Source organism: Bacillus salacetis, from assembly GCF_049177075.1.
GTDB classification, from domain to species: Bacteria; Bacillota; Bacilli; order Bacillales; family Bacillaceae_B; genus Rossellomorea; species Rossellomorea salacetis_A.
The window spans coordinates 1747630-1764875 of record NZ_CP185377.1 but is presented as its reverse complement, the minus strand read 5'-3'; the positions used below and the strand labels follow the sequence as shown (position 1 = coordinate 1764875).

At 41.2% G+C, this 17246-nt stretch carries 19 protein-coding genes, 1 pseudogene and 1 riboswitch; of the genes and pseudogenes, 3 read left to right on the top strand and 17 right to left on the bottom strand.

The features are described from left to right. Positions 1-93: 93 nt before the first annotated feature. From ACOJQI_RS08865 to ACOJQI_RS08845, 5 genes are all read right to left on the bottom strand, one after another. Complete coding sequence (locus ACOJQI_RS08865) at positions 94-1260, bottom strand: DL-endopeptidase inhibitor IseA family protein (protein ID WP_421384863.1); 1167 nt, start codon at positions 1258-1260, stop codon at positions 94-96. Continuing rightward, entirely contained in the window at positions 1241-1777 is a 537-nt protein-coding gene (locus ACOJQI_RS08860; protein ID WP_421384862.1) for an RNA polymerase sigma factor, read from the bottom strand. Before ACOJQI_RS08860 ends, ACOJQI_RS08865 begins: the two co-directional genes overlap by 20 nt. A 155-nt stretch (positions 1778-1932) precedes the next feature. After that, positions 1933-2340 carry an NUDIX hydrolase gene (locus tag ACOJQI_RS08855; RefSeq protein ID WP_421384861.1) on the bottom strand — a complete coding sequence of 136 codons (408 nt, stop codon included), beginning with the start codon at positions 2338-2340 and terminating at the stop codon, positions 1933-1935. 101 nt (positions 2341-2441) lie between these two features. Beyond that, a complete protein-coding gene (locus ACOJQI_RS08850; RefSeq protein ID WP_421384860.1) occupies positions 2442-2744 on the bottom strand; it encodes an EthD family reductase in 303 nt (100 codons plus the stop codon). Between the two features lie 74 nt (positions 2745-2818). Beyond that, the gene (locus ACOJQI_RS08845) at positions 2819-3547 is read right to left on the bottom strand and encodes a TIGR02206 family membrane protein (RefSeq protein WP_421384859.1); all 729 of its coding nucleotides are present in this window, start codon (positions 3545-3547) and stop codon (positions 2819-2821) included. Positions 3548-3925: 378 nt separating this feature from the next. After that, positions 3926-4026: riboswitch (purine riboswitch) on the top strand. A 98-nt stretch (positions 4027-4124) separates the two neighbouring features. On the opposite strand from ACOJQI_RS08845, the gene ACOJQI_RS08840 reads away from it, so the two are divergent. Continuing rightward, positions 4125-5417 (top strand): NCS2 family permease, encoded by a 1293-nt coding sequence (locus tag ACOJQI_RS08840; RefSeq protein ID WP_421384858.1) that lies wholly within the window; start codon positions 4125-4127, stop codon positions 5415-5417. A gap of 538 nt (positions 5418-5955) precedes the next feature. Here the strand turns inward: ACOJQI_RS08840 and ACOJQI_RS08835 are convergent. Then, entirely contained in the window at positions 5956-7437 is a 1482-nt protein-coding gene (locus tag ACOJQI_RS08835) for a Na+/H+ antiporter NhaC family protein (protein ID WP_421384857.1), read from the bottom strand. Positions 7438-7665: 228 nt separating this feature from the next. Here ACOJQI_RS08835 and ACOJQI_RS08830 point away from each other — a divergent pair, with 228 nt between their 5' ends. After that, the gene (locus ACOJQI_RS08830; RefSeq protein ID WP_421384856.1) at positions 7666-8163 is read left to right on the top strand and encodes a L,D-transpeptidase family protein; all 498 of its coding nucleotides are present in this window, start codon (positions 7666-7668) and stop codon (positions 8161-8163) included. A 70-nt stretch (positions 8164-8233) separates the two neighbouring features. Here the strand turns inward: ACOJQI_RS08830 and ACOJQI_RS08825 are convergent, their stop codons facing one another. From ACOJQI_RS08825 to ACOJQI_RS08775, 11 genes and pseudogenes are all read right to left on the bottom strand, one after another. Next, positions 8234-8491 (bottom strand): GNAT family N-acetyltransferase, encoded by a 258-nt coding sequence (locus tag ACOJQI_RS08825; RefSeq protein WP_421384855.1) that lies wholly within the window; start codon positions 8489-8491, stop codon positions 8234-8236. 76 nt (positions 8492-8567) lie between these two features. Continuing rightward, entirely contained in the window at positions 8568-9401 is an 834-nt protein-coding gene (locus ACOJQI_RS08820; RefSeq protein ID WP_421384854.1) for a DUF2785 domain-containing protein, read from the bottom strand. 16 nt (positions 9402-9417) lie between these two features. Continuing rightward, a complete protein-coding gene (locus tag ACOJQI_RS08815; protein WP_421384853.1) occupies positions 9418-9960 on the bottom strand; it encodes a GNAT family N-acetyltransferase in 543 nt (180 codons plus the stop codon). 423 nt (positions 9961-10383) lie between these two features. Continuing rightward, entirely contained in the window at positions 10384-11289 is a 906-nt protein-coding gene (locus ACOJQI_RS08810) for an EamA family transporter (protein ID WP_421384852.1), read from the bottom strand. 12 nt (positions 11290-11301) lie between these two features. Next, positions 11302-11868 carry a GNAT family N-acetyltransferase gene (locus tag ACOJQI_RS08805; RefSeq protein WP_421385433.1) on the bottom strand — a complete coding sequence of 189 codons (567 nt, stop codon included), beginning with the start codon at positions 11866-11868 and terminating at the stop codon, positions 11302-11304. Between the two features lie 51 nt (positions 11869-11919). After that, a pseudogene (locus ACOJQI_RS08800) lies at positions 11920-12339 on the bottom strand (DinB family protein); the annotation flags it as partial. A gap of 93 nt (positions 12340-12432) precedes the next feature. Continuing rightward, positions 12433-12705 carry a YiaA/YiaB family inner membrane protein gene (locus ACOJQI_RS08795; RefSeq protein WP_421384851.1) on the bottom strand — a complete coding sequence of 91 codons (273 nt, stop codon included), beginning with the start codon at positions 12703-12705 and terminating at the stop codon, positions 12433-12435. A 168-nt stretch (positions 12706-12873) separates the two neighbouring features. After that, positions 12874-13446: an ATP-dependent Clp endopeptidase proteolytic subunit ClpP gene (clpP, locus tag ACOJQI_RS08790; RefSeq protein ID WP_421384850.1), complete on the bottom strand. Its 573-nt coding sequence runs from the start codon at positions 13444-13446 to the stop codon at positions 12874-12876. Positions 13447-13467: 21 nt separating this feature from the next. Continuing rightward, the gene (locus ACOJQI_RS08785; RefSeq protein ID WP_421384849.1) at positions 13468-14145 is read right to left on the bottom strand and encodes a sigma-70 family RNA polymerase sigma factor; all 678 of its coding nucleotides are present in this window, start codon (positions 14143-14145) and stop codon (positions 13468-13470) included. A 397-nt stretch (positions 14146-14542) separates the two neighbouring features. After that, positions 14543-15154, bottom strand: coding sequence for an alpha/beta hydrolase (locus tag ACOJQI_RS08780; protein ID WP_421384848.1), 612 nt, complete (start codon positions 15152-15154; stop codon positions 14543-14545). Positions 15155-15171: 17 nt separating this feature from the next. Next, positions 15172-16155 carry a ring-cleaving dioxygenase gene (locus ACOJQI_RS08775; protein WP_421384847.1) on the bottom strand — a complete coding sequence of 328 codons (984 nt, stop codon included), beginning with the start codon at positions 16153-16155 and terminating at the stop codon, positions 15172-15174. A 250-nt stretch (positions 16156-16405) separates the two neighbouring features. Between ACOJQI_RS08775 and ACOJQI_RS08770 the strand changes: the two genes are divergently transcribed. Further along, positions 16406-17230, top strand: coding sequence for a hypothetical protein (locus ACOJQI_RS08770; RefSeq protein WP_421384846.1), 825 nt, complete (start codon positions 16406-16408; stop codon positions 17228-17230). Positions 17231-17246 lie beyond the last annotated feature (16 nt).

The following is a 17246-nucleotide window of genomic DNA, read 5'->3' as shown; positions in this document are numbered from 1 at the left end:
TTTTTCTTTTGTTTAGAGTTTTATTTATGGAAGCACAACCACCCTTAATAACAATAAAAATAGACCGGTCTCCAGGTGGCCGGTCGAAAAAAATTATTGGATTGGCATATAGCTGACATTCCAGATGCCATCTTCGTCTTTTACTACTTGAAAACCCACCATGCCGTTAGCATTATAAAATTCGATGTATCCCCTGTTTTCTTCTTTTTCTATGAAATTCCCATCCTGCAGCCCATTAAAGACTTCAAGGGTTTTTTCTTTTGAGTGCTCTTCCGTACCAGACATTTCTAAATGTTCTTCCTTTGTCCACTGAACATACCCTTCCTTGTCCGTGTATAATGCATATACCACATCCTGGTTGTTTTCCAGTTCCGCAAAAACATAAAGTTTAGCGATGCTGATCGGCTCTAAGCCTCTAAGGTGCTCTTCATCAAAATCGGAAGCGAACTTTTCATAGACGGCTTCTTCAGTGTCCGTTAATGTAAATTCTTTTACAGGCGGGTCTGCCTTGGCAGTGGTTTCAGTGTTATCTCCATAAGAGAAAGGCAATTTCCCATCTAGTTTCCATCCGTTTTCATATTGCAGGATTAAATTAAATGATTGATATCGATCCATATTCTCTACCGGGACTTTATATTTTACAAGGCGGGTTTTCTTGCCGTCTTCCCTTAACTGCTGAATTTCTCCGTCAGCCCATTGCAAGTTCCCAGTGATGAACTTATTTGGCTGGGCCAGTTTTTCATCCTTTACGATAAAAGGAATTTCTTCAACTATTTTCGTTGCTGAATCTTCCGTATATTTCTCTTTTAGATAAGAAAGGACGGTCTCTTCTGTCAGGAAGTCCTCCCCCATGAACCTGTACTCCATACCGTCCTGTTTAAATGATTCTCCTATTTCAGGACCGCCTCCATTGACCACTATGGAATATTGAGCAAACGCTGTGCCAATCAATTCCCTGGCTTCCTCCTCACTGATATCCGTGATGTCGGTGTCTATAACGGCTGGCTGCAGATCCTCGCCTGGTGTAACTCTTTCAGTTGAATTATCAGATGTGATCAGCTCTGCTCCAACAACCACACCGACAATAAGCAATGCAGCAGCAACCAGGTTAGGCACCCAATGGGCCAGCTTCCTTTTGTTGTTCTCCACCTGCCGCCCAGAAAGTTTATTTCGCAGTTCCTGTTTATATTCTGTACGGGGATTCAGGTCAGGCCTGTTTTTTAAAGGCTCGAGAAATTGATCAACCTCTCTTTTGTTCATTGAAAATCACCACTCCTTCACTGGATTTAGTTAACTGCTTTTTCATCATTTTTATCGCACGGTGAAAATCCACTTTCACTTTCGATTCCTTCCAATTCAGGATTTCCGCCGTCTCTTTAACGGAAAACTCTTTCAGTCCTCTCAGGATCACAACATTGCGGTAGTCCGGCTTTAAAGTAGACAATGCCCTTTGCAGGGTTTCCCAGTCATCTGTATGGTCCATCTCAATATCAGGATTGCCCTCACTGCTTTTCCCCCATTGAGCGATGACGTCCGGCAAAATGGAGATTATCTTTCTTTTACGATAATGGTCTACAGCTGTTCGTCTGGCTATGGATAAAATCCACGTTTTGACCGATGACCTTTCCTCAAACCGTTCATAATTCTTAAAGACTTTAATGAAAGTATCCTGCGTCAGATCTTCGGCATCTGACTGGCTGTTGGTGAAATACAGCAGATAGTGATAGACGTCATGGAAATATGATTCATATATCTCATGTAAATTTGTTTCTTCCAAACCCTTTCCCCCCTTTAACTTACACATTAGTCGTATCAGTATTTAAATTGGTTTCAATTTCCTGAAGAAAATTTATATTGGTTTTTTGCCTGGCAGTTGAATAACATGAAGAGCATAAATAAAGGGAAGCCTGTCACATTGGCTTCCCGGAAGAATTATGTAATCTGAATTGGAGTGGTGATAATCTTTTTTATCAGGGGAAGATCCTCTGGATACATCTGTGTAAGGCCCTCATACTCCTGAATGGATTTCCAGCAGGCTTCTGCAATGTTCTGATCAGGATCGTTCACTGCTAATTCCCCGCCTGTTCTTTCTACCGCAAAATAGTGGGTGGTCACTTCGATTCCCTTAATCATGGTTTGTTTTATTTGCAGTTTCTCTTTAATTCTTACTTCACACCCGGTTTCTTCTTTCACTTCCCGAACGCAGCACTCTTCAGGTGATTCTCCCAGCTCAATACCGCCCGAGGGTACACTCCAAATATCCGAATCTATACCCCTGACGACTAGGATCTCCTGATTTTCATTTACACATATTGCCGCAGCACCCTGCCATTTTTTCATTTTCGAACCCCCATTTTCCTTTTCTTTCATTATACTAGTTTTATCTGACTTTTCACGAAATAAAAAATCTCATTTTTCAAAAAGAAAAATGAGATGAACCTTTATTCAACCACTGCAATAATAGGAGGTTTTTCCAGGAAAGGCATTAAGTTTGGTACATCATTGGTAACTTCCTGCCATTCAGGAGATTTGAAGGCGGCTTTCATTCCTTCCAAATCTTCGAAAACGATTTCTGTCACAATATATAATTGAAGATCGGTATTCTGAGTGTTAAGCACCTTTTGCACCTCTGCTGATTGAACATGAGGCACTTTATCAACCAGCTTCGTATGCTGATTATAATAATAATTTTCAAACCCTTCCTTGTCTTTCGGCTGTTCATACATCACAATAACTTTCGGCATGGTTTCCATTTCCCCTTTATCAGTAGTTAGGTTTTCAAGCGAATCCCTTATATACTATTTCGCTGAATAGTCTTTTAGTACTGCCTTGATACATTCTTTTTCCTTGAATAATAAAAAGGTAGATATAAGAGAGAAAATAATAGGAATGCCACTGCTTCCAATGAAAAGATATACCATGGGTAAGGGCCAAGGAAGTCAATTGGACTTGCGTTGACAGGCTTGTGAAGCAAAAACATGTAGTTTGCACCTAAAGCAATATTCACTAAAAAAACCAAAAAGGCAATAATGTTCAAGGCTGCCAGTGACTTAAGGACCGAAGTATATTCCGCCCTATATCCTTCAATCCATACCATGTACAAACAGGATAAAACAATTGCGATATGGGCAATAAAAAATTGGAAAAATCGAAAGTGAGGGAAGCCGAAAAATAGTTCAGGTGTAAGGATAGCTATAAATGCCCCCGTCATGCTGACAAAGAAACTTATTTCAAAAATCCTATAACTTCTGGTCAGCAGCATGATGGTACATAAATATAACGATAGCGAACACAACTGAAAAGGCAGATTGATAGTCAGATCCCACTTTTCATTAATATAGTACCAATACTGAAAGGAAACCTCACCGAATATCAGCAGTCCAATAAGGATGTACCTTACAAGGTTTTCCACCCTGTTTTTTATTTTGTTTCTTGCAAGATAGAAAATGATAATTAATAGGACCGAAGCTGCTATGGCCAGAAGGTGGGAAGGTGAATACATCACAAACGGATATCCTTCCCGGTTAAAATTTAGAACTTCCCTCACAAAAAGCCTCCCTTTCCCGCTTTAAAGCACTAAGAGGGACTGTCCCTTTTTACGCTTTAAAGTATTGAAGTCTTTGTATTCCTTTGATAACTTATGTTTGCTAAAAAGCTCACCAAGTAAAATGGTGAGCTTTATTCTCTATTTATTTCTACTGATAGTCTATTTAGGCTCTCTCAATATTATTCATGATAAAACTGCTTTTTGGCAAGAATAGCACTTTGTACTTCTTTAAAATTCCCCGATCTCTTTCGTTTAAACCCCACCAATTTCCACTACGGGAGAACAGGCTTTAAAGATATTGGAGGAATAATTCAAATAGCAAGACAATTCATTTCTCTATTGACGCTTCGTTTTTCTGCTGATAAGATGTCTACTATTATATTTAAATAATTAAAACCTTGTATAAGTTCAAGAATATGGCTTGAACGTTTCTACCAGCTACCATAAATAGCTTGTCTACAGGGATAGTGATGATTGTTCTTTGATTATTTCTATTCTTATAGATTAAGCTCTGGCGGCTGAACCGCCAGGGCTTTTTTTTTTTTTCTTATATCCAACCAACAGGAGGTAAATCATCATGAGGAAGTTTTTTCAATTTGAAGAACGTGATACAACTTATAAAAAAGAAACACTTGCCGGTATCACAACGTTCTTATCAATGGCCTATATCCTTGTCGTAAATCCAATTATCCTGAGTCAGTCAGGAATGGACAAGGGAGCTTTGTTCACTGCTACCGCACTTTCGGCTATCGTCGGAACACTTCTTATCGGCATCCTTGCAAATTATCCAATCGGAATAGCACCAAGTATGGGATTGAATTCATTCTTTACATTTTCTGTTTGTATCGGTATGGGGATTGATTGGGAAGTAGCATTGACCGGAGTTTTTGCAGCAGGGATCATTTTTATGATTTTAAGCTTGCTGAAGATCCGTGAAAAGATCATTAATGTCATACCACAGGACTTAAAGCATGCCATTGCTGCGGGAATTGGTTTTTTTATCGCGTTTATCGGTTTGAAAAACGCAGGAATCATCGTTTCCAACCCTGATACCTTCGTATCCATCGGAAAACTCGCTTCTCCATTGACCGGATTGGCGGTCATCGGTTTTGTCATTACAGTTCTGATGCTCGTCCGTGGAATTCATGGTGCGATCTTCATTGGGATGGTCATTACCACAATCATCGGCATGATCGTTGGATTGATCAGCATCCCGGAAACCATTGTCGGAAAAGTGCCGAGTCTTGAACCTACTTTCGGTGTTGTATTCCATCACTTGGGAGATATTTTTACTCCTCAAGTACTGACTGTTATTTTCACCTTCCTGTTCGTTGCTTTCTTCGATACAGCAGGTGCCTTGATTGCAGTGGCCAGCCAAGCTGGTTTAATGAAAGATAATAAAATTCCGAATGCCGGACGAGCTTTGCTTGCAGACTCTGCATCAGGTGTAGTGGGAGCCGTCTTGGGGACATCAACAACAGCGTCATTTGTTGAATCGTCAGCAGGGATTGCTGTAGGAGGACGGACAGGGTTTACTTCGATTGTCATTTCTGCATGTTTCTTTATTGCCTTATTCTTCTCACCGATTCTCGGAGTGATTACGCCTGAAGTAACAGCACCAGCCCTGATCATTGTCGGTTCATTGATGGCTACGGAAATGGGCAAAATCAACTGGAGCAGAATGGAGATTGTCATCCCTTCATTCATTACGATCCTGATGATGCCTTTGACATTCAGCATTGCAACAGGTATCGCTCTGGGATTTATCCTGTATCCATTAGCCCTTATCTCTCAGAAACGTTTTAAAGAAGTACATCCTATCATGTATGCACTCTGCATCCTGTTTACATCTTACTTTTTGTTTGTTTAGTACTTTACAAGAGAGTCAAAAAATCCTTTAGCATTAGAAGCTGAAGGATTTTTGTTTAACTTTAAATGAGCCGAGTCTCCTCGGGACACTTTTAAAGGACTTTAATTTCTTTGCTTCTTTTTTAAAGTCCTTTGAAATACTCTTATAGGACTTTAATTCTGGTTCTACTTCTTTAAAGTCCTCTAAAACACTTTTAAAGGACTTTAATTTCTTTACTCCTTTTTTAAAGTCCTTTGGAATACTTTTATAGGAATTTAATTCCGGCTCTCCTTCTTTAGAGTCCTCTAAAACACTTTTAAAGGACTCTAATTTCTTTACTCTTTTTTAAAAGTCCTTTGGAATACTTTTATAGGAATTTAATTCCGGCTCTCCTTCTTTAAAGTCCTCTTGATCACTTATAAAAGACTGTAGTTGCCCTTTTCAGTTTTACTGGTTCGTCCTCTTGCAGATACTGTCTTAGATAATTCTACTTTTCAATCTATGAAACTCCCCATGAATAAAAAGAGGTGCCGGCAATAACCGGCACCTCTTTTCATGTTTATTTGTAGTCCTTAGGTTTAACTTCTTCTCCATTTTTTCCACTGTAACGAAGTCCCCATCCGGTCAGTGCTGCGATCAGCATTACGATCAACAATCCCCAGCCTTGGAATACAAATGGGAAAACCTCGGTCGGACTGACAATCGGCAGAAAATCATACTCGTCTGCTGCCCCTTTAATCGTAGCCCAGGCGAGCAATACACCACCGCTCCAAGGAAAAATATATCCAAGTGAAGAGGAAACTGTATCAAGGAAGTTTGCTCTGCGGTACGGATGGATATTCATTTCCTTACCGATTTTTCGGACAAATGGTGCAGCAGCAATCTCCGCTGCCGTATTGATGGTAATAAAAATGTTTAAAAACGCGACAATCCCAAAGATGGAAAGTTCAGCCCTGCGTACCACATTGTTAATCAGTTTCAGGAAGAAGTTCTTGATGACTTCCATAGTGCCTGCAACTTCCATCAGATGGGCCGCCGCTAAAATAAATAGAATTAAAATGGCCATATTAAAGTAACCGCCGATCCCGCTCATCAAAGCACCTTCAACCACTGCAGTTCCAGAGTCATTCTTGTAAATATGGATAACTTCTGTAAAAGGTGTTCCCGATATAAAAATGAATGCGATGGAGGCAACAATCCCCCAAGTAAGGGATGTGAGCAGATGGTGCCCTGACAACGCCAAATATAAGACCAACGCAAATGGAATCAATAAAAGGAGCCCGTTTGGCGATACCTGCTCTTGCAGCTGAGCCATGGCTGCTGTGCTGCCCGTTTCTCCGCCTCCGCCTAACAGAACAAATAAAATTAATGCCGGAATGGCTGCTGTGATGGAATACTTAAACCTTGAACGTACAACTCCCGGTACGTCTGCGTCCTGTGTCGTTGCAGATACGATTGTCGTATCTGAAACAGGTGCAAGGTTGTCCCCGAATACAGCTCCACTTAATATCGCTGCAAGTAACACAACAGGATCAGCACCTAAGATAATCCCTGCTGGATACATTAGAATACCGAAAGTCGCAACCGTACCATAACCTGTTCCAACCGCGGTAGAAAATAAAGCGGCAAGTAAGAAAGTCAAGCCAACGAAAAGCCCGCCTTCCAGATTTGTTTGAAACCCAAACCAAATCAATCCGTCTACAAGCCCGCCTGCGGAAAGCAATTTAGCGAACATTCCTGCCCAAAACCAGGCAATAACAGCTATAACCCCTATAGGCTGTGCCATACCTGAAAATAAACTTTGAGCATAATCAGACCATTTTGATTTACAGAAGAATAATCCAATGGCAATTCCTATGACCATCCCGAGTACGAGCGCCTCCTCTGTAACCAGTTCGGCAACACTTAATGAAATGGCCCAGATGATAAAGAACACCAGAGGTATCGTAGCGGCAAAGACCCCGCCCCTGAATTCCAGCCGTTCGATGGACTTTTCTCCAATTGCTTCATCAATTACTTCTTCTCTTTGATTCTTATCCATAACGTCCCCCCTGAGTTGTAGTCTCTATCAGTCTATCATTTCCCGAAATATTTTGAAAACATTTACAAGGCCAGAATAACAATTTAGTACTTTAGCAATTAATAAAACCAGGATTTTTAGTCTAAAAAAATAATTTTTAAATAATATATTCTTCTTTTTCAAGGTAACAATGCCACAGTTTTTAATGTCCTGACATATTGTAGAATAAACACACCAAGGAGGTTTGCCATGTATCAGCATGCGGTAAAGCCGGGTGAAACATTGTGGTCGATTTCGGAAGACTACCGGGTTTCATTCCCAGCCCTAATAAAGAAAAACAACATTACAAATCCGAATATGATTTTTGTTGGTCAAAAAATCACCATACCAGGCCTTCCTGATCCAAACCAAATCCCCTACTCTATCCATGTTTCCAAAGGGCAGAGAAAGCTGACCCTGAGGAAGAATGGAACTATTGTAAAGATCTATCCAATTGCTGTAGGAAAAATGTTAACTGCGACACCAGCCGGGGAATTCGTTATCATTAATAAAGCTCCCAATCCTGGAGGGCCTTTTGGAACCATGTGGATGTCGCTTTCGAAAAAATCCTATGGCATCCATGGCACCAACAATCCATCTTCCATCGGAAAGGCGGTTTCAAAAGGATGTATCCGTATGTATAACCGGGACGTTGAAGAACTTGCCCGGACAATCCCCATCGGCACCAGGGTCTTGATTACTGCTTAAAAATGCTGTCTCATATAAAAAGAGAGAACCTTTCAGGAAGGGTTCTCTCCGTTTAGCTCAGGATAAGCTGTTAATTCTCTTTTTTCTCCAAAATGCTTTTAGCATAAGGGCATTGGGAATCTATCTTTAAGTTGTTTTCTTCTGCATATTGGACGGCTTGGTCTACTAACTTTTCACCTATCCCCTGGCCTCTCAATTTTTCTGACACAAAAGTATGCTCAATGACGATGGCGTCCCCGTCACTGGAATACACGATTTCAGCTTCCGGTTCATTTTCGCTCTGTCCCAAGTAAAACTTGTTTGAGCCTTTTTGGATCTCACTCATCATCTTTCTCCTCTCTTTGGAATACTTCATAGAATATTATTCCCTTTAACGGAACTCATTAAAACCTTAATTTAGCCTCTCACGGTGTATAGAGTGTATGATGCCACTTTTCCAATATAGAGCTGATTTCTTCTTGAACGTCCTTGTAACCGTCCAGGCAGCCAACCCTGAAAAACAGGGACTTCAAAAAATCAAGGAAGTTCTTCTTCCTTCTGAAAAACGGTACAGAAAAACCTGAATCTTCATAGGAAGTTTTCAGATTCCGGTTCATGTTTTCAAGCCACGTCATCAGCTCCTGTTTTGATAACCCATTCTTTAAAAGTGCCTCAACAGCAAAAATCAACCTTTCATCTTCGTCATCCATGTAGACCGCTTCTTTTTCATAACAGGCTTCAATCGCTTCAAGACAAGCAGGAATCAGATTTTTTTCGAAAGCAGGATGATTGATGGAGGCAGCCAAAAGGTCCGCCCCATGAGCAATACTATGTGCCCAGCCTTTTCCCTGGACATACCCCCGAGTGTCCCGCTCTTCAACGAGATACCTGATCGAGCTCTTGATCCCTTCTGATATCAGCTCCTTTGGCAGGCTTGGGGCTTCTGTATCTTTCCTGATCACAAGTGCTGCAGCAAGGGAGGAAAAACTCCTGGTAAAAACCGAGTCTGTAAATCTCTCACCTATTTTATAAAAAAGATGATTTTCGTCTATGGACGTTTTTAATAATGATTGCAGCTGATCTTTTGTTAAAATATCTTTTTCTATCCATCTGTAAAATGTGGTATATATTAATTGGTCTCGTAGTTCAGGGTCGGGGTGACCGATATTCTCCATCATCTTCACGAGAACCCCTTCGATATTGTCCTTATTTTCAAAGTTATTATTCTTGAATTCCTGTAATTTTTCTTTAAGATCCATTTTCTATTCCTCTATTCTATTTATTCCATTCTTCTGCCAACATACCGTAAATTACATGGTCGACAAAACGCTCATACAACTTTTCTGCATTCCTGATCCTGCCTTCATTTACAAAATTCAACCTTTCAGGAATGCTCCTGCTTTTCTGATTTTCCACAGCCGCTCTGATCTCCACCTTGTTCAACTTTAATTCTGTAAAAGCATATCCAGTGAGAGCCTCGACTACTTTGGTCATGATACCTTTCCCTTGAAAGCCATGCCCAAGCCAGTATCCGACATGTGCTATCTGATTCGTCCAATCAATGCTATTGAATCCAGCTGTTCCCGCTATCTCGTCCTTGTAAAGAATCAGGGTAGTCAAACTTTTCTGTTCTGCATAGTTTTTCAACGCAAACTTCAGGAACTCCCTGGTATCTTCAGGAGTCTTGGTGCCATCCAGCCACGGCAGCCACTCACGCAAGTAACCCCTTGAAGAGTCTGTCAGCTGGAAGAACTCTACTGCATCATACAATTCAGGTATCTTCAATGAAATGTTTTCGTCGACCTTATGTACAAACATTAACTCAACTCCCTTTTTCGTTTAAATTAAAGTAAATCCTTTTTGATATTAGCTAGGTGAAAGCTTATATTTAGTAAGTTTTCTCCTTTTTGTCGGGTGGATTCATTTTATAAAAAGATGTTTCTTCTCTAATCACCCTACTACATTAGCTGACTCTGTTTATAATCCAGTGTTTCTTCCCTATTCACCCTATTACACCAGCTGATTCCGTTTTTTAACCCTGTGTTTCTCCTTTAATCATCCTACTTCGCTCGCTGATTCCAGTTTTAACCCGGTGTTTACCGGCTAATCACCTTACTATACTGACTGGTTCCAGTTATAACCCGGTGTTTCTCCTCTAATCACCCTACTACACTGCCTGATTCCATTTAATAACCTTGTGCTTCTTCCCTAATCTAAGAATCTGCCGAAAAAACTATTTACTTAAGAACCTTTAAGGGGATTTCGATTCAGTTTCAGCTTAAAAGAGACATTTGAAGCTGTAATCGCCAGCAGTATCAATAGAATCCCAACCCATTGCAGCCATGTAACATATTCCCTGAGGACCAGCATCGATAAAATGATGGTTACCGGTAATTCAGCTGACCCCAGTATACTGCCAATGCTCGAGCCTATATGTGGCATCCCGTAAGCGAATAAAAATGGGGGAATGAACACACCGAAGAATCCAAGTATGGCCCCATACATCACCACATCAGACGGATTCCCTATGCCGTCTTTTACCAATCCGGGTATAAAAATAATGAAAACAATTAAGAAGCTTCCAGAAACCATATAAAAACTTCTTTGGACAGCCCCCAATTCAGGTACCACCCTGGCGTTCGCAAATATGAACAGAGCAAATGAAGCTGCTGCCAGCAGACCGAATATAAGTCCTTTCCAATCAACGGTATTCAGGGCATTAGTAAATGTTATTTTACTGCTCAGCAGTGTGCCAATCAGTAAAACGGCCACCGAAACGACTGTCTTTCTATCGGGCAGTCTCTTGCTGAAGATACTATCCAGGACAATCCCTATCCATACAAACTGAAATAAAAGAATGATAGCGAAGGAGGCTTCAACTGTCTGCAATGAGGTGTAATAGAATACACCGACCAGCCCCGAAGGAATGCCACCTGCAATTAGATAAATCTTCTTCCTGAGAGATAGTCTCGGTTTACCTCTCTTACCCAAGAATAACAAAACCAAAATCAGCCACCCTGCAAAGAACTGGGCGACTGTCACCTCGGCAGTTTTGAGACCATCCTGATAAGATAACTTAACGATGGTAGATAATACTCCGTAGGAACAGGCTCCTAAAAATACAGCCAGTAAATACTTCCACCTCAATAGATTCACACCTCATTCGTCTGCCGGATTGATGATTGCCAGAACCTGATGATCTTCCCATTTCCCGTTGATGTTTACATTCTTCCGTGCGATTCCTTCCTTATGAAAACCCGATTTCTCTAGCACTCTGATAGAAGCTGAATTATGCGGCATAACCCCTGCTTCAATTCTATGGAGTTTCAGTTCATCGAAACCATACCTGACAATCAGTTTGACAGCTTCTGTTGTAAAGCCCCGGCCGTTAAACTTGCGATCCAGAAAATATCCTATAAAAGCACTTTGCAAAGAACCTCGAAGAACTTGAAAAAGATTGATCGTCCCTAACAGATCATGGGTTTCATTATGAAATATTCCAAAATTATAGCCCTCGTCATTTTGTTTATCCAATGTAAATTTCCAGATCCTTTTCTCTTGAGCTTCCTCAGTATAAAAATCCGCTGGCCTGCTCATTGAATATTTTTCAAAGAATGGTCTGTTTTCTAATTGCAAACGAAGTAATTCAACTGCATCCTTCTCATGGAAGTCACGCAAGTAAATGCTCTTTCCTTCCAGGAGCTCCTTTTCATTCTCGAGGTTCACATGTAAGTCAACTTGAAGGTTGCTCCTGAGATGATCTTCTATCTGCTGCTGATGGTTTCTGTCATGTTCAATCAGACCTTGAAAATACTCATTCCATGTAAGGGTTTTCCCTTTGATGGTTTGTGAAAAAGCCTCATCCGGCATGGCGCCTATGTATCCGATTAGCTCGGTCCTTGCATTCATGAAAGTCTCAATTACATCTGCTTTCTCGGTTTTCCGGGCATATTTTGCTGCTTCATCATTTACCTTTTGAACATCAACACCGCCCGCAGGATACTCTTCATTCTCCAAATAGGGCTTTAAACGGTTATCGATGACAAAGTGATCCCAGAAAATAAAATGGGCAATAACTTCTGCAGTGCCCCATGCCCCTTCTTTAAAAGGCTTGAACCAGATATCATCAGGTATCTTTTTAAGGGATAAAGCCCAGTCGGCAATCTTGCTCTTTTCCAAGATTATTGAGTCTTTCATCATGATTCCCCCTAAAATAAAAATGCGCAGTGTGAGGAACTCCTGCGCGATTTTTTCTGTGACTTTTGCATTCCAAATTACTGATTATTCACCTTACCCATTCGTTCCTGTTCCGCTGCTGTTTGCGCGATTCTGCTGCTGTTCAGCCAAAATCTCATTGTCCTCTGCATTATCGCGTGTTACTTTTTGAGTGAGGATAGCGCCCACGGCTACAAGGATCATGACAGCAATGTAATAGCCTTTTTCATTCAACTCCAGGCTGGTTTCATTGTATAAACCAATTGAAAACAGCGCTACACCTGCAAACAAAGTAAAATAAGATAAAAACGTAAAAGCCGGAGTATTTCTTCTTCGATACTTATGCATGGTAACACCCCAATTAGAAATAATTTACTATAACAAACTGAATATACCATAATTTTCTTGTGAATGGATATAAAATTTTCATTCTTCGCACTCTTTTAAAAAAGGGGCTCCTTGGAAGGAACCCCTTTCATTAAATAATAATTAGTTTCTGCTGCTAAGATTACCAGGTTAGACGATTTTATCTATAATCCCATACTCCAGCGCCTCATTGGCTGACATGAAATAATCCCTGTCAGTATCTGCGGCCACCTTCTCAATACTCTGACCTGTCCGTTCGGAAATGATGTTATTGATATGCTCCCGCAGCTTCAGAATCCTCTTGGCTGAGATTTCGATGTCAGTCGCCTGTCCCCTTGCTCCGCCGAGCGGCTGGTGGATCATGACTTCACTGTTCGGGAGGGCAAACCGCTTCCCTTTCGTTCCGGCAAGAAGCAGCATGGCACCGAAAGACGCAGCCATCCCTGTGCATATTGTACAAATATCGGGTTTGATGTATTGCATTGTATCAAAAATAGCAAACCCTGCTGAAGTCGAACCTCCCGGGCTGTTTATATACAAAGAAATATCTTTCTCACTGTCTTCGGCAGCCAGAAATAATAATTGTGCAACTACGCTATTGGCAACATGGTCATTGATTTCTTCCCCAATCATGATGATTCTGTCTTTTAACAGCCTTGAATAAATGTCATAAGATCTTTCTCCACCCTTTGTCTGCTCTATAACGTAAGGGACTGTTCCCATATGTTCTCCTCCAATCTGTTATTAAGCAGCAAGGACAGGATTCTGCTGGTAAGAGCATCGTTTCCCATTTGAGAAATGAGAGAAATGTACAGAAGATACAGAAGAAGATCCCGTCTTACGGTTGTCTGTGAGTATCTGAATAATGTCAGCCGGGCTGTCATTTATTATTCCTTTTACGAATTTGTCAACCCATACAGAAGATACCGGTACTTCCCCATCAAGAATTCCGGTCTTCAACCGTGTTCTCATTCTGAACAAAGACGCCTTCACCGCTCCTTCTGTCAAAGATACAGCGTCCGAAATTTCTCTATTGCTGTAATGGAATACATCTTTCAGCAGGAAAATCACTGTCTGCTGCAATGTGAAATTTTTCAATAGTTTTTCAATCTGATGGCTAACTTCCAATGCTGAAGAATCCTTTTGACTACTTTCACTCGGGAAGCCGTCCACTATGGTTTCCCTGGACCGTTTTCTGACAATATCCACCCAGTGATTGCGGGCAATTGTATAAAATAACCCTGTGTCCAACTTCCGCTCAGATACTTTATAAGAATTAAGCACTTTTAGCATAGTCTCCTGAGCTAGGTCTTCACCATCCCATTTGTTTTTTGTCAGATTACAGCAGTAAGACTTTAATTTAGGATAAATCTCTAATAGTTGATTACCGGCATCACAGGTCCTGCTAAGCTTAGCTTTCAAAGATTATCACTCCTTTAGGTACCTCTATATAAGAAACGATTGAGCCGCTGGAAAAGTTACGGGTACTTGAAATTTTTCATGAAAGATTTATCCGTAAATACTGCATATTAATTAGAGAAAACTGATTTCCGCTCCAGGGGCGGGCGTTGAGCCTCCCTCGGCTTCGCCTTTGGGGTCTCATCTGTCCTGCTCTCACCGCTGCCATTCATAGCTGAATACAGAAGTCGGATTTGTTTTGTGTAGTTCTAATATAAATTTTATGAGAAATTGCATTCATCCTATCACATTCCCTCAATTCTAAAAAGGTTAGAACTTTCAGTTAAATTATACTGCATATCATTCAAGGGGTTTATTATATAAAAAAACAGGACAGCCGCTATGGTGTCCTGTTCGTTCATTAATTTTTATAATTCTTTTTGAACCATTCAGCAGCCTGATCAACTTCATCTCTTGTCAGCTGATGGCCGCCTTTTGTCCAAAACTCTGTTACCTTGGCGCCGGATTTTTCTAAATCAGCAGCTAGTTCTTTTGTTTCCTGGGCAGGGATTAATGGGTCGGTCTCACCTGCACCTATAAATATCGGTGTTCCATTTAAATCCGCCATTTCCACACTTCTGATTGGAACCATTGCATGAAACAATATGGCTCCATGTATGGCATCGCTATAATGATACAGCATGCTGGCAGCAATATTGGCACCATTGGAATAACCTATAGCCAGTACATTAGTGCGGTCGAACCCGTATTTATCTGCACACTCGTCAATAAATTCCTTCAATTCCTTTGTGCGGAACACAAGGTCTTCCTCGTCAAACACACCTTCAGCCAGCCTCCTGAAAAAACGAGGCATCCCATGTTCTGAGACATTTCCTCTCACGCCCAGTATCGAGTGATCCGGTGCAATCATTTCTGCAAGTGGAAGTAAATCACGCTCATTGCCCCCTGTACCATGCAATAACAGAAGGGTCGGTCCATTTTCTTCTTTACCTTGTTTAAAAATATGTTCCATCGATCAATTCCTCCTCATTATTCCTTTGTCTCCAGGGGCTTCAAACGCGCTTCGATTTGGTCCCGCTGGTCTTCGAAGTAAGGCGGCAGAGCAAGGCTCTCCCCAAGATGTTCAAAGTCTTCATCCCCTTCAAATCCCGGTCCATCAGTGGCAAGTTCAAAAAGGATTCCATTTGCTTCACGGAAATACAATGAACGGAAATAATATCGTTCTACAAATCCGGAACTTGGGATTCGCAGTTCTTTCAGCAGGTTCACCCATTTCTTCAATTCTTCTTCATTTTCGACGCGATAAGCGACATGGTGTACGCTTCCACGTCCTGGCCTTTCGATAGGAAGGTCGGGACGTTCAATGATATGAACTTCTGCACCTGTTCCTCCTTCGCCGGTTTCTAGAACGTTCACCTCAAATTGCTTCTCGTCAACAGTCGTGGAGTAACTCCCTTTTTTTCGGTAACCCATTAAGTCTGTCAGTATTTTTTCTGTATTTTCTCTTTTGGCTACTGTTAAATGTATCGGACCCAGCCCACGGATCGCATACTCTTCAGCTACCGGGCTATTTTCCCAAGGCTTTCCGCCTTCCACTCCCTGGTTATTTTCATCCGATACCAGCATTAAACGCTGACCTTCAAAGTCCCTGAAGGCAAGGGTCGCTCTTCCGCTTTCAGTGGAGATACCATCGTGGTCGACTCCTTCGGCTTCCAGTCGCTTTACCCAGTAGTTAAGGGCTTCATCAGAAGGAACACGCAAAGAAGTCGTGGAGATGCTGTTCGTGCCAGGGTATGTCCGCCCTGCATTCGGAATCTCAAAGAACGTTAAATCTGTTCCAGGATTTCCTCTTTCATCTGCATAAAACAAGTGATAAACCGAGGTATCATCCTGGTTAACGGTTTTCTTTACCAATCTCATGCCTAATACCTTTGTGTAAAATCTATAATTTTCTTTCGCATTCGCTGTAATGGCAGAAACATGGTGCTGCCCTTTCAAAGGTTTCAATTCCATTGATTCTCCTCCTCAAAATATAAAAAATCTGAATTATAAAGTCCTAATACAATATTAACGTGAATTATCTCAAATTAAAAATATTTGAGATTGAAACACACTTCTTTACTTTATCCCTTTAAAGCACTAAGAGGGACTGTCCCCCTTAGTGCTTTAAAGCGTGAAAGTTATTCCAGTTATTTGAAGTTATGCTTAGTAATGATTAGTACAAAATAAGGTTAATTCTTTTAATATGGAGTTGAGATTCATTGTGAAAAAATTAGCCATCATCCTTTTTATAGTGTCTTTATCTTCAGCACTGCATACCCATAAGATCCTGGGTAAGACACCACCTGTACTTGATTACCATATTGAAATGGTTCCATGGGATGAAGTCGAAGAACGGCTGCCTCGGAAATCAACGTTTATGGTAATTGATGTTGAGTCGGGGAAACGCTTTGCTGTTCAGAGACGAGCTGGCAGCAGTCATGCCGATGTGCAGCCTTTGACTCACAAAGACACGAAAATCATGAAAGAGATTTACGGGGGAAGCTGGAGTTGGAAACGAAGAGCAGTTTTGGTGTATTCCGATACCTTTCTTATAGCCGGTTCCATGCATGGAATGCCCCATGGTGCAGGGGCTTTGCAAAATGGTTTTCCCGGACATTTCTGTATCCACTTTAAGGGAAGCACCACTCATAAGACCCATTCCCCAGATCTTTCCCACCATCTAATGGTTTTGAAAGCCGGCGGAGAACTAGATTCCTTTTTAAATGAACTTCAGCCAAAGCCCAAAGTGGATGCATTTCTTGCAGGAATAAAAAATTCAGATTTAAGCCTGGTCAGAAAAACCATTACGACCCAAAAAGCAAGCTTGAAAAATCTAGAGAAGATTGAAGCTATCCGGTGGCAGTCAAAAACAAACACCTGCAAGGAAACTCAATCCTTTGCCACAGAAGTCAATGCAGATCTTCAGCTTTTTCTTAAAGACAGCGGGCCATTGAATACCCAGATAACCTTCACGGTTGTCAAGACCTCTCCCACAGCCCCTTGGAGGGTTGATGGGACCCCATTGCTGAAATTGTTGAATCAATAAACAGGAGGTGCCATAT